Below are 14,937 nucleotides of genomic sequence, written 5' to 3' on the forward strand. Positions count from 1 at the left end.
TACCAAGTTATCAACCGAAAGTCAACAACTTTTTTATTTCTTTTTTTCGTTTGTGTTACTGTCTCGCAACAACAGATATTAATATACCACCATTATTAATTCAGCGCAATACTTTTTTTACGTTTTTTTATAAAAAATTATAAAGAAAAAGTGCCGGCAAAGCCGGCACTTTACCATCCTTAACGATGGCGCATTAATGGGAATAACAGTACATCACGAATAGACGGGGAATTCGTTAATAGCATAACTAGGCGATCGATTCCAATTCCTAATCCTCCTGTTGGCGGCATACCGTATTCCAACGCCTCAACAAAGTCTTCATCCATCAAGTGGGCCTCATCATTACCTTGTTCACGTTCCATTAACTGCGCTTCAAACCGTTCCCTTTGGTCAATTGGATCATTGAGCTCGGTAAAGGCATTTGCATGCTCACGGGCTACGATAAACAATTCAAAACGATCGGTGAAACGAGGGTCTTCATCATTTTTCTTAGCTAACGGTGAAATCTCTACTGGATGTCCAAAAATAAAGGTTGGCTGAATTAGCTTTTCCTCTACCTTCTGCTCGAAGAATTCATTAACAATATGACCATATAACATGTTATCGTTAATTTCCACTCCATGTTCTTTGGCAAGTTCACGTGCTTCTTCAACGCTCATTTCCTTCCAGAAATCTGCACCGGTAAATTCTTTAATAGCGTCGACCATGTGAAGTCTTTTCCACTCTGGTTTTAAATCTACTTCATAATCACCATATTGGATTGTTGTTGTTCCGACTACTTCTTGAGCAATATGGGCAACTAAGTTTTCCGTAAGGCTCATGATATCACGATAGTCTGCATAGGCTTCATAAAGTTCAATCATGGTAAACTCAGGGTTGTGACGGGTCGATACGCCCTCGTTTCTAAATACGCGGCCGATTTCATAAACTTTTTCGAGACCGCCGACGATTAGCCGCTTCAAATGAAGTTCAATGGCTATCCGCATATATAATTCCATATCAAGGGCATTATGATGCGTAATGAACGGACGTGCAGAGGCACCGCCAGCAATCGCATGCATCATTGGAGTTTCAACTTCTAAATAACCTTGGCTATCCAGATAGCGGCGCATTGATTGAATGATCCGGCTCCGGGAAATAAAGGTTTGTTTACTTTCTTGGCTCATAATTAAATCTAAATAACGTTGACGGTATCGCTGCTCAACATCTTTAAGTCCATGAAATTTATCCGGTAATGGACGCAGTGCTTTAGATAAGAAGGTAAAGTTACTAACTTTTATCGAAAGTTCACCCATTTTGGTTTTAAATACAGTTCCAGCTACCCCAATGATGTCTCCTAAGTCAGCGGAATTGAAAATTTGATACTGTTCTTCTCCTACAGCATCTTGCCTAACGTAGATTTGAATTTGCCCCTTTAAATCCTGAATGTGGGCAAAGCCAGCTTTCCCTTTTCCGCGTTTTGTCATGATGCGGCCGGCAATGCTAACCGTAATATTTTTCCCATCAAGCTCTTCATTTTCCAGCTCTCCATATAGTTCAACCAATTCAGCACTGTAGTGGGTACGGTCAAATCGCTTACCAAATGGATCTAAACCATTTTCACGCATCGAATTCATTTTTTCACGTCTGACCATTAATTGATCATTTAATTCTTCCTGACTCAACACTATCAACTCCATTAATTTCTTAATTATGTAAAAACAAGCATAATTATTTTTTTGCATACTCTATTATTTTACACAATCTTAAGATTTCAGACACCAAAAAAATTTAATATAGAATAAAAACTGCCAGTTATCCCACTGGCAGCTTCCATCAGTAATCATAGATAGGATAGAACATCAGCCTAAAGCAAGTCAAATTTAGCCAACAATTGCCTCGCTTAGCTCTTTTTCTTCCACCTCGATGACTAAATCATTTAGCAAGGTAACTAAATGGTCACGAGTATTACACTCATTGATGGCATTACGCACGTTCGCATTACCGCGGACCCCTTTTAAATACCAGGCGGCATGTTTACGCATTTCCCGAACTGCTATATGTTCATTTTTCAGGGCAATTAACCGATCTAAATGAAGGATACAGACATCGATTTTCTCACGAACAGATGGCGGTGCCATTAATTTGCCTGTTTCAAGATACTGAACGGTACGGTAAATCATCCACGGGTCGCCTAACGCCGCTCTGCCAATCATGACCCCGTCAACGCCGGTTTCGTCGAGCATTCTTTTGGCATCCTGCGGTGTTTGGACATCTCCATTTCCGATGACCGGAATGGTAACAGACTGTTTCACTTCACGGATAATGTCCCAATTCGCTATTCCTTCATACATTTGCACACGGGTGCGGCCGTGAAGGGCAACTGCCTTTCCGCCTGCACGCTCAATCGCTTGGGCATTTTTGACGGCAAAGATATGATCTTCATCCCAGCCCATCCGCATTTTTACGGTTACAGGCTTTTCAACCTCCGCCACAACCGCCGATACCATTTCGTAGATTTTATCGGGATCAAGCAGCCATTTTGCTCCTGCATCACATTTCGTGATTTTCGGAACCGGACAGCCCATATTGATATCAATAATATCAGCATTCGTATTTTGGTCAACAAATTTAGCCGCTTCAACAAGTGTTTCCTTTTCCCCGCCAAAAATTTGCAGGCTCAACGGTTTTTCACGCTCATCAATATAAAGCATATTCATCGTTTTTCCATTTTTTAAAACAATCCCTTTGTCGCTGACCATTTCCGCACAAACTAAACCGGCACCGAACTCTTTAACCGTTAAACGGAATGCTGAGTTACAGACACCGGCCATTGGCGCCAAGACAACAGGGTTCTTCATTTCAATATCACCAATTTTTAACATCAATCCACCTCCTATTCCCTCGGTGTTAAATCATCTATAGTTATTTTTAAGGAATGAGCCATTCTTTGCAGTAAATCACCTGCAGGGAGGCGATTTCCTCTTTCTATCTCTCCTAAAATCGATACCGATACACCTAGTTCCTTCGAAAAGCTCTCCTGTGTGTAACCTTTCAGCTTCCGATAGGCTCGAATACGTCTTCCCCACTTTTCTGCTTCCATATTCGGACTCCTTCTTTATCAGGTAATTCAGACAGCACTGCATCAAGAGGCTTTTCCAGCCACGAAAGATTCGGCTTCAATTCTAAAAGCGGCACAAGCACAAATGCCCGCTCTAACATCCTCGGATGTGGAATAATAAGCTTCTCTGTTTCAATATTTTCTTGGTTAAAAGTTAGAATGTCAAGGTCTACTGTCCGCGGGCCCCATTTTATTTCCCTCTTTCTCCCAAGATTCAATTCTATTTTTAAACATTTAGCTAATAATTCATGAGCATCCAAATCTGTAATAACCTCAATTACCATATTTAAAAATAAATCCTGATCTTCATAGCCGACCGGATCGGTTTCATAAATAGAAGAGAATGTTACCAACCCAGTTTCCGAATCACTAGTTAAAAGTTTGATTGCTTTCGTTATGTTATCATAACGGTTTCCTACGTTCGAGCCAAGGGCAATAAATGCTGTGTTTTCCACTTTTTATCTTCTCCTTGTAATTTCTACGGCAACGGATTTGTAATGGCCGGGTATCGGCGGGTCTGGTTTGATGACTTTTACCGTGACCTCAGATACAAGCGGGAAACCAGCCAGAACACTTCCGGCAATTCTTTCCGCTACGGCCTCAACAAGCTTATATGGCTTTCCTTCGACAACTTCTTTGCATACTTCATAAAGCTCGCCATAATTGACAGAGTGTTCTAGTTCATCGGTATCCCCAGCCTTTTTTAAATCCACGGAAACAGCTAAGTCGACAGCAAATCTTTGACCTAGTCGAGTTTCTTCCGGAAAAACACCATGGTAGCCGTAAAACTCCATCCCATTTACGTATATTTTATCCAATGATTTCACCCTTCCCCATCATAGCATCCATCATTTTTGCCATTCTGCTCATTTCCTTTACATCATGAATGCGGATGATCTGGCAGCCCTTTTGAATCCCATAACAAACAGTTGCACCTGTTCCTTCCATTCTTTCTTCAACAGGAAGATCTAATGCTTGGCCAACCATGGTTTTACGTGACGTACCTAACAGGACAGGATACCCGAGCATTACCAGTTTATCTAAGTTTTGCATCATAAGCAGGTTCTCTTGATAGTCCTTGGCAAATCCGATACCTGGATCGAGGATAATATTTTCATCGATAACTCCGGCTTTTTTTACAATAGCAATGCTTTCATATAGGTCATTGATGACATCTCTTACGAATACACGATAGTTTCGATCATGACGGTTATGCATCAAGATGATTGGGACATTGTATTCGGCGGCAACGCTCCCCATCTTTTCATCCGCTTTCGCTCCCCATATATCATTAATGATATGGGCGCCTGCTTCAATCGCTTGCTTCGCTACTTCTGCTTTATATGTATCAATGGATATTGGGATTTGAACATGGCGCGAAACAGCCTTAATAATTGGAATTACGCGTTCAAGCTCTTCTTCCAACGAAACAGCCGCAAAGCCGGGACGTGTGGATTCACCGCCGATATCAATGATATCCGCTCCGTTCGCTGCCATCTCCTGCGCCCGCTTCACAGCCGTTTCGACGTGATTGAATTCGCCGCCATCCGAAAAGGAATCTGGCGTTGCATTTAAAATACCCATCACAATTGTTTTCTTGGTAAAGTCCAAGGTATATGGACCGCATTGAATCTGTTCTTGAAAAGTTCTCATTCCATAACCCCCTCCGCTTGTTTTCACTCATTTATCATACATGAAGCGTTCATAAATTGACAAAAAAAAATGAGACGTTGGCAATCGCCAACGCCTCCATTTTTTCTATTCTACATCATATTGATAAAGCGGTGTGCTTAAATACCGTTCACCATTGTCTGGAATAATCGCAAGTACTTTTTTGCCTTTTCCTAATTCCTTTGCGACATTTAATGCTGCATAGATCGCTGCGCCTGAAGAAATTCCGCCTAGAATTCCTTCTTCTCTTGCGGCACGACGGGAGGCTTCGAATGCTTCTTCTGTTCCCACCTTGATAATTTCATCATAAATATTTGTATTTAATGTGTCAGGGATAAATCCTGCACCAAGACCCTGGAGTTTATGCGGGCCTGGTTTTCCGCCGGAAAGGACTGCTGAATCAGCTGGCTCAACTGCATAGATTTTAACATCCGGGAACTTTTCACGGAGTACACCGCCGGCCCCTGAAATGGTTCCGCCTGTTCCGATTCCTGATACAAATGCATCTAGAGTATCCATTTGTTCTACAATTTCCTTACCTGTTGTTCTGCGATGAACCTCAGGATTGGCTTCATTCTTAAATTGCTGAGGCAGAAAATAGCCATGCTCTTTAACAAGCGCTTCCGCTTTAGCAATAGCACCTTTCATACCTTCTGGCCCAGGTGTTAACACTAGCTCAGCCCCGTAAGCGCGAAGCAGGTTGCGTCTCTCTAAGCTCATGGTCTCCGGCATAACAAACACGGCCTTATACCCCTTTGCGGCTGCAATCATTGCCAGACCGATGCCCGTATTTCCGCTTGTTGGTTCAATAATGGTATCAACACCAGGCTTAATTAACCCCTGTTCTTCAGCAGCCTCAATCATCGCTAAGGCAATCCGATCCTTGACACTGCTCCCCGGGTTAAAATATTCAAGCTTTAAATAAACCTCTGCGCTATTTTCATCTGTCAATCTATTTAGCTTAACAATTGGAGTTTGGCCGACTAATTCAGCCACTGAATTTGCAACACGAACCATTACGAGCACCCCTATTCCGAGTATTTTGATTGGATTTATATTGAATTTACCAGTTTTATACTTGTTTTGTCAATCATTTCGCATCGTGATTTCATATTTTTTTCGGCTGTGTTAAAAGGGAATGTTGATTTCCGTTCCAGGCGCGAGCTTTCCGCGGGGCGGGCGGTGAGCCTCCTCGGCGCTAAAGCGCCTGCGGGGTCTCACCTGTCCCGCTGCTCCCGCAGGAGTCACGCGCCTTCCACTCCAATCAACATTGTGCTCATAATTTAACATATCAATTTTATTAAAAAAAGCACAGGAAATTTCCTGCGCTTTTAGTCTTATTTTTTATTACTGCCGTAAAACCAGTCCACTTTTGCTTCATCCCAAAAAGTTGAGGCTGAGACGGGTGTTTTGATTTGCTCAAGGGCAATCTGCCGGCGAATTTGCTCTTTTACATCATCGTAACTATATTTTTTCCCGCTTATTTTCGCTTCAAGCTTCAGTAGGGCATACCCCTGTTCCACCTTAAAAGGCTTACTGTAAGCTCCAGCCTTAAGTTTTTTAGCGGTTTCGATATACTGCTCCGGGTAACGTTCATCCTCTTCACTAATATAACCAATATCGCCGCCTTCATTAGCTGAAAACTCTTCGATAGAACGTTCCATTGCTAATGCAGCAAAACTTGAACCATTCGCTAACTCCTTTGAAGCCTTTTCGGCCTCTCCCTTGGTTTTAACAATGATATGGGATAGATGGTAAGCGGCCGGTACATCAAAAAGCGTTTTATTTTTATCATAATAGCCTTTCAACTCTTTATTCGATACCACTACATCTCTTGTCAAAATCTCTTCTAACAGAAGGCTCTGCCGGATTTTTTCCTTCCACTGTTTCTCATTCTTATAGTTCTTTTGACTAAAAGAATTAGCGGTGGCCTGAAGCATTCTAAATTCGCGTTCAACCTCTTGGTCAGATACTTTTATATGGTATTTTGCTGCTATTTCCTCTACGACCATTTGATCAATCATTTCTTTTAAAACGTCTTTTCCGTATCGGGATTCTAATTCATTCAGCCAATCCTGTCTTGAAATTGCCTCTTTTCCCACCGTTGCCACTGCCTCTTCATTGCTCATGGTTCCGCTTGCCTCACTCGCCTTTGAAAGGAAAAAAGCGACAGTCAGGCAATTAACCATGATAAGAGCGGCAATAACCATCCAAAGCTGCTTTCTCCCCAACCTCATCACCCCTCATCAAAAGGATTACTTAGCATCCTTTTTCAGCGCTTCTAATTCTTCCTTTGAAAAATGATATTTTTCATTACAGAAGTGGCAATGGGCTTCCGCCTGTCCATCTTCTTCGATCATCGCATCTATTTCCGCAGCACCAAGACCAACAATGGCATTTGCAAAACGCTCTTTAGAGCAGTTACATTCGAAACCGACCGGCATTGTCTCTAATACCTTTACATGCTCTTTCCCGAAAAGCTCTTCTAAGATCTCCTCAGGCGTTAAGCCTTGTTCAATTAATGTGGAGATGGGGGCGATCGTTTTTAATCGTTCCTCCATTTTGGCAATAACAGGCTCTTCAGTGCCAGGCATTAATTGAAAAATAAACCCGCCTGCGGCTAAGATTGTATCGTCAGGATTAACCAAAACGCCGACACCAACCGATGAAGGCACCTGTTCCGATGTCGCAAAATAATAGGTGAAATCCTCTCCTAATTCTCCTGAAACAAGTGGAACTTGACCGGAGAAGAAGTTACGAAGGCCTACATCCTTGACGACTGATAGCAAACCATCGGTGCCGACCGCGCGGCGGACATCAAGCTTGCCATGCTCATTTGATTCAAAATCAACCTCGGGATTTGTCACATAGCCGCGGACCTCTCCCTTGGCATTACTATCGACAACAATTTGCCCGATGGGTCCGCCGCCATTTATTTTAATTGTAAGTTTGTCCTCACCCTTAAGCATCGCACCCATCATAACCCCTGCGGTCACCGCACGGCCAAGCGCGGCTGAAGCTGTCCTCCATGTTTGGTGCCGCCGCTGCGCCTCACTTACTGTTTCAGTCGTCCTTACTGCATAGGCGCGAATATTTCCATCATAGGCTAATGCTTTCACTAGATAATCCTTCATTTTATAACCCCTTTCCAACTGCTAAAAAACATAAAATATTGACTTTGAGAATTGTCCAGCACAGCCTCAAGCGGCTAGTGGACTTCGCTCTTCTAATTAGCTTATCCCATGTTTCGTTTATAGATGAGCTGTAATCCTTTTAATGTTAAAAATGGATCGACGACATCAATAATCGTTGATTCCTGGGCAATTAATGGGGCCAGCCCGCCTGTTGCAATAACGGTTGGCTTCTTCCCGCTTTGCGCCATCATCCGCCTTACAATGCCCTCTACTTGTCCCACATACCCATAAACAATTCCAGCCTGCATGGCGGCCACCGTATTTTTCCCGATTACCCCTTCAGGGCGGGCAATTTCAATTCGCGGCAGTTTTGCCGCTTTAGAGTATAGCGCTTCTGTCGAAATCCCAACACCAGGCGCGATCGCACCACCCATATATTGCCGTTCCTCATTCACATAACAATAGGTGGTTGCTGTTCCAAAATCAACAATAATCAGCGGACTCCCATACTCTTGAATAGCCGCAACAGCGTTTACAATTCGGTCTGCTCCGACTTCTCTTGGATTTTCATATTTAATATTCAGCCCTGTTTTTATTCCAGGTCCGACAATGAGCGGCTTAACATGGAAATACTTCTGGCACATTCTTTCTAACGCAAACATGATCGGTGGAACAACCGAAGAAATAATAATGCCGTTAATATCAGAAAAGGACAAACCTGAATGGTCAAACAACGCTTTTATGCTCATGCCAAATTCATCTTCTGTGCGATTTCGGCTTGTTTCAACCCGCCAATGATATTTAAGTTTATCACCTTGATAAACACCTAAGACAATATTGGTATTTCCCACATCAAATACGAAAATCAAAGCTATCACTCACTTTATCGATTTTTCTTTTTATACACTGAAAACATAATAACATAAATCATATCTTGATGATAAAGAAAACTTGCCGATTGGCGAAGACAGAGCGTTGTGGCACTAATGACTGATTGGAAAGATTTCTTCCTACCGGCAAAAAAAGAGTGCTTCGAACCGAAGCACTCTTTCGTCATTTACTTGTAATCAATTTCGTCAGGTGGGGTATCTAGGAAAGACTTTTCCTCTTTCTCTTTCGTTTCCTCATCCTTTTTAATATTAATGTTGACCTTCATATCCCCTGGCTTTTTTGGTCCAATCTTAACGGATTCTAAGCTGACAGCAGGATCTGGCATATGACCGTGGTCAACCAAATATTTAATTTGTTCGGCAACAAGAGTTTCTACCTCAAGAAGTGTCTTAGCAATTAAATCAAGCTTATCACGATTTTCAGTAAGAATCTTTCTTGCCTTTTCATAACATTCTTTGATAATTCTTTGAATTTCGAGATCAATTTCATAGGCAATCGCATCAGAATAATTTTGTTCATTGTGAATGTCACGGCCCAAGAACACCTGACCGCCTTGTTGTTGACCGAACTGTAATGGTCCAAGCTTATCGCTCATCCCATATTCAGTTACCATCTTGCGGGCAATACCTGTAGCCCGTTGGAAGTCGTTGTGGGCACCTGTACTAACTTCACCAAATACAATTTCTTCTGCGACACGTCCACCCAATAATCCGGTAATTTTATCAAGCAATTCCGGCTTAGTCATAAAGTAGCGGTCTTCTCTAGGAAGCATAACGGCATAGCCGCCTGCTTGGCCCCGCGGAACAATCGTCACTTTGTGGACCATATCTGCTTCATCGAGCACTAATCCAATAACGGTATGACCGCCCTCGTGGAAAGCTACGATATTCCGTTCCTTTTCGGAAATAACCCGGCTCTTTTTAGCTGGACCTGCAATAACGCGGTCTGTTGCTTCATCGATATCTTCCATATCGATTTTCTTCTTACTGCTGCGGGCTGCCACTAGTGCGGCCTCATTCAATAAATTCTCTAAGTCAGCACCTGAGAAACCAGGTGTACGCATTGCAATATTTTTCAGGTTTACTGATTCATCTAACGGTTTATTGCGAGCATGAACTTTTAGTACTGCTTCACGCCCAATTACATCAGGACGGTCAACGGTAATTTGACGGTCAAAACGGCCAGGACGTAATAATGCAGGGTCGAGAATATCCGCACGGTTTGTTGCTGCAATGATGATGATTCCTTCATTCGCACCAAAACCATCCATTTCAACTAAAAGTTGATTCAACGTTTGTTCACGCTCATCGTGTCCGCCGCCAAGGCCTGCCCCACGCTGACGTCCGACAGCATCAATTTCATCAATAAAAATAATACATGGTGCATTTTTCTTTGCATTTTCAAATAAATCACGAACACGCGAAGCACCGACCCCAACAAACATCTCGACAAAGTCAGAACCGCTTATTGAGAAGAAAGGTACACCCGCTTCACCTGCTGTTGCCCGGGCAAGTAATGTTTTACCAGTCCCTGGAGGTCCTACTAAGAGAACTCCCTTTGGAATACGGGCACCCAATTCAGCGAATTTACGAGGGTCTTTAAGAAACTCAACAACCTCAACTAATTCGGCTTTTTCCTCATCCGCACCGGCAACATCTCTAAAACGGACCTTTTTCTTATCATCGTTATAAAGCTTTGCCTTCGATTTACCAAAATTCATTACCCGGCTGCCGCCGCCTTGAGCTTGGTTTAATAGGAAGAAGAATAAAATAAAGATAATCACAAATGGAATAATCGACGTAAAGAACGTCACCCAGCCGCTTGTTTCCTTTGCCGGCATTACTTCCACTTTTGAATCTGCTGCATCAATTCGTGCAAGAATTTTCTCGCTGTTTGGAATATAGGTTATAAATTTCTTGTCTTTTGCATTGAGCTCACCGCGAACTTCATACACTCCTCGTTCAGGCTGCATCGAAAATGTTTTAACCTCACCATTTTCTAATTGCTTAACGAACCTATCATAGGAAATGTGATCGGTCGGTTCATTACTCCCATTAAAGAAACTAACCACGCCAATAATAACTAAGAATATTAATAAATAAAAGATGGTATTACGGAAAATCCGATTCATCTCTTACCTCCTCCCGCGGGTAAAAACTATATTAAATAGTATCATAGAAAATCTTACTAATTCAAGAAATTGCTCTCAATTATCGGAAACCAATTTAGCAATTCCTTATTGATTATTGCTATAAACCTCAGGTTTTAAAACACCAATATATGGGAGGTTTCGGTATTTCTCGATATAATCCAAGCCATAACCGACAACAAACTCATCAGGGACAATAAATCCAACATAATCCGCTTTAATTCCACTCTTTCTTCCGGTAGGCTTATCAAGTAAGGTAACAATCTTGATTGACTTTGCTTTCCGGTAGCGGAATAAATCGACTAAATAGCTAAGTGTCAGACCGCTGTCAATGATATCCTCAATAATTAATATGTCCCTTCCTTCCACTGATGTATCCAAATCCTTAAGGATTTTTACCTCCCCAGAAGAAACAAACCCGGTGCCGTAGCTGGAAACATCCATAAAATCCATTTCAAGATAGCAATCCATCCGTTTTAATAAATCTGCCATAAATGGCATTGCGCCTTTTAGCACGCCAATGGCGAGCGGAAAACGATCTTTATATTCTTCTGTTAACTCGGCTGCTAACACTTTTATCTTCTCTTGAATTTCCTCTTCTGAAACTAACACCTTTTCAATATCCTGATTCATCATAAATGTGCCCCCTAGAAGATTGTTACTTATCATAAGTAAGTAGTATATATTGTTTTGTGGATGTATCAATACCTTCAAAAGAAGATTTTTTTAAACCTGGCAGCCAAAGAATGCAATCCTTTTTGTCCGTAATAACAGGCCATTGATCTCGGTCCTGAACAGGAACTTTCTGATCAATAAAAATATCCTTTAGCTTTTTCGACCCTTGCATCCCCTTTATTGTCATTCGATCGCCTTTATTTCTTGTACGAATGATAATCGGCCACTGAATACTGCTCGCCTTAAACAAGGCTGTGTATTGGTGTGGATCACGAATTTCCTTATCTACATAATCGATTCGGATACTCCCTGCGTTTGGCAAGACAATACTCCCTGGCTCGTTGATTTCAAAAAGGTATTTTTCCCCCGCAATGGTAGCAAAAAGGAAAGTCAGCTGCGAATAGGAGCGAATAACTTTTAGGCCATTGGGAAAATCAAGTTTACCTGAAGGTTCACGATGATGAATTAAGAAAAATACTTGATCGATATGTATCGCTGAAAGAGAAGAAGGTTTTTCTTTGTAAAGATAGTTTAATATTAGTTGAATCCCTCTCCTTTGTAAAGGTAAAGGCACTTCAAGAAATCTTTTAATGTCAAGAGTTATTGTACTCTCTTCTCTTTTTGTTACTACTGTATTCATTTGCTTAACCGTTAACTCCTGGAGGTAGGCCTCATCGCTTTGGAGCTCTTCGCTAAACCGCTGAAAATGCTCGTGAACACGGCTGTTTTCGCTTTTTAAAAAAGGGAGAACCTGTTTGCGAAATCGATTTCTACTATAAATACTTTTCTCATTGCTTGGGTCTATCCTTGGGTTAAGCTTGTGGTTTCGACAATATTGCTGTAGCTCATCCTTTGTTAAACTCAAAAATGGGCGGAAAAGAACACCTGAATAAAAAGGCCGGGAAAATGGGATTCCTGCTCTCGCTTTTCCACTGCTTCCTCTTGTTAACCTCATGAGAATTGTCTCAATTTGATCGTCACCATGATGGCCAAGAGCTAAATAGTGGCAGTCATACTTATCCATTACTTCGGCATAAAATTGATATCTTACTTCTCGTGCTGCAATTTGCGAACTTTTCCCGGTTGTTTCCAATATTTCAGGTACGTTGACCCGCACCATTTCAAAGGGAATATCAAGCTGTTCACAAATATTTTTGACAAACATGGCATCCTCATAAGACTCCTGACCACGAAACATATGGTCGACATGGGCAGCAATAATGGAAAGATTCCTTTTAACTTTTTCCCCATGTAGATAGTAAAGCAGTGCTAAAGAATCCGGTCCTCCTGAAACACCAACCACAATTTTCTTATTATCAAGCTGAAATGTGTGGTGCTTTAAAAGGGCCTCAACCTTTGTTTCCAACATAGATTACACGTTCCTTAAACATAAGTATTTACCTAAAAAATTTTAGAATACCAATAGCTTACCACTAACCGCATTTAGCTATCAAAATATTGGCATGATAATGAACTAGTAATTTTTTCATTTCCATTATTTGTCCATCTCCAGGCCATACGCCGCTGAACAGGTGCTTGCGCTTTTCTTATATACGGATAAACTTACAATTAGTTTCACGAATTAAAGCAATTTATTAAAAGTATACAAGGCATATAAAATGCCTAGAACCATCGCAATTATGAAAAATTCTGTCCAGCCGCTCTTTTTCTTCTTTTTTCGGTACGTCTGTCTTGTCATTTGCCTGCCAGCCTGCGGGACTTTCTTTTGACTATTTACTGTCGTGCCGCTGTCAGTTCTTTTTGGCGGTAAAGACGGGTCTAAAATCGGTTTATCCACCATTACATTTAATAAATCCACTCTCATTTGCTTAGCGTGGCTATAATGGCCCTGAAGAGCCTTTACGAGGGCCTTTTCAAATTTCAACAGTTCCGGCTTTTGCCGAATTGCTTCTCTTATTTGTGAAATACCGCCAGTGGTCTTCTTAAATCGATTTGGATAGGCTGAGTTTATCATGATCATGGCCGCTGAAAATAAATCATAGGACGGCTCCGCCTTTCTTGAACCCAACCCCCAATAACCGCGGTCATAAAACTCAGTGAATTCCTTAATTGCCCTTCCCTGCATCGTTGTTCCGCCGACATCAATACATCTGATTCTCGGTGGCGGGCCCGTGACAATTAAGTTTTCCGGCTTTAAATCACCAAATACCCAGCCGTTTTCATGGAGCACCTCTAAATCGCTAAGCAGTTGCAAAAATAACACGATTGCCCAAGATTTACCTTTTTTATGTAAAAAGGAAAGGAGGTCAGGACCTTGGATATATTCCATGACATAAAAGGAGATAGCTGGCCCCCCCTGTAAGATTCGCCAATCATCAACATCAAGCAAAGAAGGCCCGAGGGTTTGGGGCCCCTGGACCTTTGCAAAGGATTTCAGAACATTTACCTCTGAGGTGATGGACATCCCATTATCACTCATTTTCAATGCTACTTGAGTATTTTTGTGTTTGGCAAGGTACACCACCCCGTTTGCCCCATACCCTAGTTCTTTTACAATTGTATAGTTATTTCCATGCCATTTTCCAGTAATGATGGTCCCAGGACGAAGATTATATTGATTCTTCAAAGTATGATTCATCATCTCGTGAAAGCAGGCTCCTTATTGATTTTTTTTGGCTGAATGAAGAAAGCGCAGTCCGTAATGCCGGCCCTGTCGGAGTAATCCCTCCGGTCGACAGCTGTGAAAAGATACTTGTCAAAGATTGTAGCTTCGGTGTCCAATCCAGCAATTTTTCGACATCATTCTTTTTCCCGGGAAATACGTAAACTGAAAATTGGTTCTCGCCGCTTCGGGCGTTTAAGCTTAGAGAGAGGTCGAGCAGTGCCTCTTTAACGGTTGGAAGCTTATGTTTCATGCTCGCACTTGTATCGACAAGAATCAACACTTCTAATTCGACAGTTTCCCCTAATTCATCGACAACCTCCATGACTTCACCGCGTTTGTCTGGCGGCAGGTCTTCCATCGATTGCGAACGCCCTAAAATTTGCTGCAATTGACTGTTTACGACACCTTGAATCGTTTGGTTCATTGCTTTCCGTGTGACCATTTGCACGGTTTGCGAGAGTGCTTCAGCATAAACAATCTGACTGACTCCGCCGCCGGACATGGCAATCCCCTCTATTTCCGTCATTCCCTTTTCATCAATAATATCCTTCTCAGTGACACCAATAACATTGACCGTAATCCCCTGCTCCTTCGCAAGTGCTGCCATAGCAATAGGGTCGTCTCCTTGATTCGAACAGCCATCTGTAATCAGCAGGATTTGCCGAATTTTCCCTGTATACATAACCTTCTC

General features: G+C 42.0%; 15 protein-coding genes. All 15 read right to left on the reverse strand.

The genetic code is table 11. The features are described 5' to 3' along the window. Positions 1-179: 179 nt before the first annotated feature. The 15 genes from lysS to AA980_RS23405 all read right to left on the reverse strand — a co-directional run bounded on the left by lysS (position 180) and on the right by AA980_RS23405 (position 14,928). Positions 180-1,664 (reverse strand): lysine--tRNA ligase, encoded by a 1,485-nt coding sequence (gene lysS, locus AA980_RS23335; protein WP_034723517.1) that lies wholly within the window; start codon positions 1,662-1,664, stop codon positions 180-182. 198 nt (positions 1,665-1,862) lie between these two features. Further along, positions 1,863-2,864: a tRNA dihydrouridine synthase DusB gene (gene dusB, locus AA980_RS23340; protein ID WP_024027425.1), complete on the reverse strand. Its 1,002-nt coding sequence runs from the start codon at positions 2,862-2,864 to the stop codon at positions 1,863-1,865. Between the two features lie 11 nt (positions 2,865-2,875). Continuing rightward, positions 2,876-3,082 (reverse strand): helix-turn-helix domain-containing protein, encoded by a 207-nt coding sequence (locus AA980_RS26675; RefSeq protein ID WP_024027424.1) that lies wholly within the window; start codon positions 3,080-3,082, stop codon positions 2,876-2,878. After that, on the reverse strand, positions 3,034-3,555 hold the full coding sequence (folK, locus tag AA980_RS23350; protein ID WP_024027423.1) for a 2-amino-4-hydroxy-6-hydroxymethyldihydropteridine diphosphokinase: 522 nt from the start codon (positions 3,553-3,555) through the stop codon (positions 3,034-3,036). Before folK ends, AA980_RS26675 begins: the two co-directional genes overlap by 49 nt. Before the next feature lie 3 nt (positions 3,556-3,558). Beyond that, positions 3,559-3,918: a dihydroneopterin aldolase gene (gene folB / locus AA980_RS23355; protein ID WP_024027422.1), complete on the reverse strand. Its 360-nt coding sequence runs from the start codon at positions 3,916-3,918 to the stop codon at positions 3,559-3,561. Then, complete coding sequence (folP, locus tag AA980_RS23360) at positions 3,911-4,753, reverse strand: dihydropteroate synthase (RefSeq protein ID WP_024027421.1); 843 nt, start codon at positions 4,751-4,753, stop codon at positions 3,911-3,913. Before folP ends, folB begins: the two co-directional genes overlap by 8 nt. A gap of 105 nt (positions 4,754-4,858) precedes the next feature. Then, entirely contained in the window at positions 4,859-5,788 is a 930-nt protein-coding gene (gene cysK / locus AA980_RS23365) for a cysteine synthase A (RefSeq protein ID WP_024027420.1), read from the reverse strand. Positions 5,789-6,108: 320 nt separating this feature from the next. Further along, positions 6,109-7,008 (reverse strand): peptidyl-prolyl cis-trans isomerase, encoded by a 900-nt coding sequence (locus AA980_RS23370; protein ID WP_034723057.1) that lies wholly within the window; start codon positions 7,006-7,008, stop codon positions 6,109-6,111. Positions 7,009-7,026: 18 nt separating this feature from the next. Continuing rightward, positions 7,027-7,905 carry an Hsp33 family molecular chaperone HslO gene (hslO, locus tag AA980_RS23375; protein ID WP_024026463.1) on the reverse strand — a complete coding sequence of 293 codons (879 nt, stop codon included), beginning with the start codon at positions 7,903-7,905 and terminating at the stop codon, positions 7,027-7,029. A gap of 101 nt (positions 7,906-8,006) precedes the next feature. Next, the gene (locus tag AA980_RS23380; RefSeq protein WP_024026462.1) at positions 8,007-8,774 is read right to left on the reverse strand and encodes a type III pantothenate kinase; all 768 of its coding nucleotides are present in this window, start codon (positions 8,772-8,774) and stop codon (positions 8,007-8,009) included. 188 nt (positions 8,775-8,962) lie between these two features. Continuing rightward, positions 8,963-10,927 carry an ATP-dependent zinc metalloprotease FtsH gene (ftsH, locus tag AA980_RS23385; RefSeq protein WP_024026461.1) on the reverse strand — a complete coding sequence of 655 codons (1,965 nt, stop codon included), beginning with the start codon at positions 10,925-10,927 and terminating at the stop codon, positions 8,963-8,965. A gap of 105 nt (positions 10,928-11,032) precedes the next feature. Next, complete coding sequence (gene hpt, locus AA980_RS23390) at positions 11,033-11,578, reverse strand: hypoxanthine phosphoribosyltransferase (protein ID WP_235815100.1); 546 nt, start codon at positions 11,576-11,578, stop codon at positions 11,033-11,035. Positions 11,579-11,603: 25 nt separating this feature from the next. After that, the gene (gene tilS / locus AA980_RS23395; RefSeq protein WP_024026459.1) at positions 11,604-12,989 is read right to left on the reverse strand and encodes a tRNA lysidine(34) synthetase TilS; all 1,386 of its coding nucleotides are present in this window, start codon (positions 12,987-12,989) and stop codon (positions 11,604-11,606) included. Positions 12,990-13,202: 213 nt separating this feature from the next. Continuing rightward, positions 13,203-14,222 carry a serine/threonine protein kinase gene (locus AA980_RS23400; RefSeq protein WP_024026458.1) on the reverse strand — a complete coding sequence of 340 codons (1,020 nt, stop codon included), beginning with the start codon at positions 14,220-14,222 and terminating at the stop codon, positions 13,203-13,205. Then, the gene (locus AA980_RS23405) at positions 14,191-14,928 is read right to left on the reverse strand and encodes a vWA domain-containing protein (RefSeq protein ID WP_024026457.1); all 738 of its coding nucleotides are present in this window, start codon (positions 14,926-14,928) and stop codon (positions 14,191-14,193) included. The genes AA980_RS23400 and AA980_RS23405 overlap by 32 nt, the downstream gene beginning before the upstream one ends. Positions 14,929-14,937 lie beyond the last annotated feature (9 nt).

The organism is Neobacillus vireti (assembly GCF_001026695.1).
Lineage (GTDB): Bacteria > Bacillota > Bacilli > Bacillales > Cytobacillaceae > Neobacillus > Neobacillus vireti.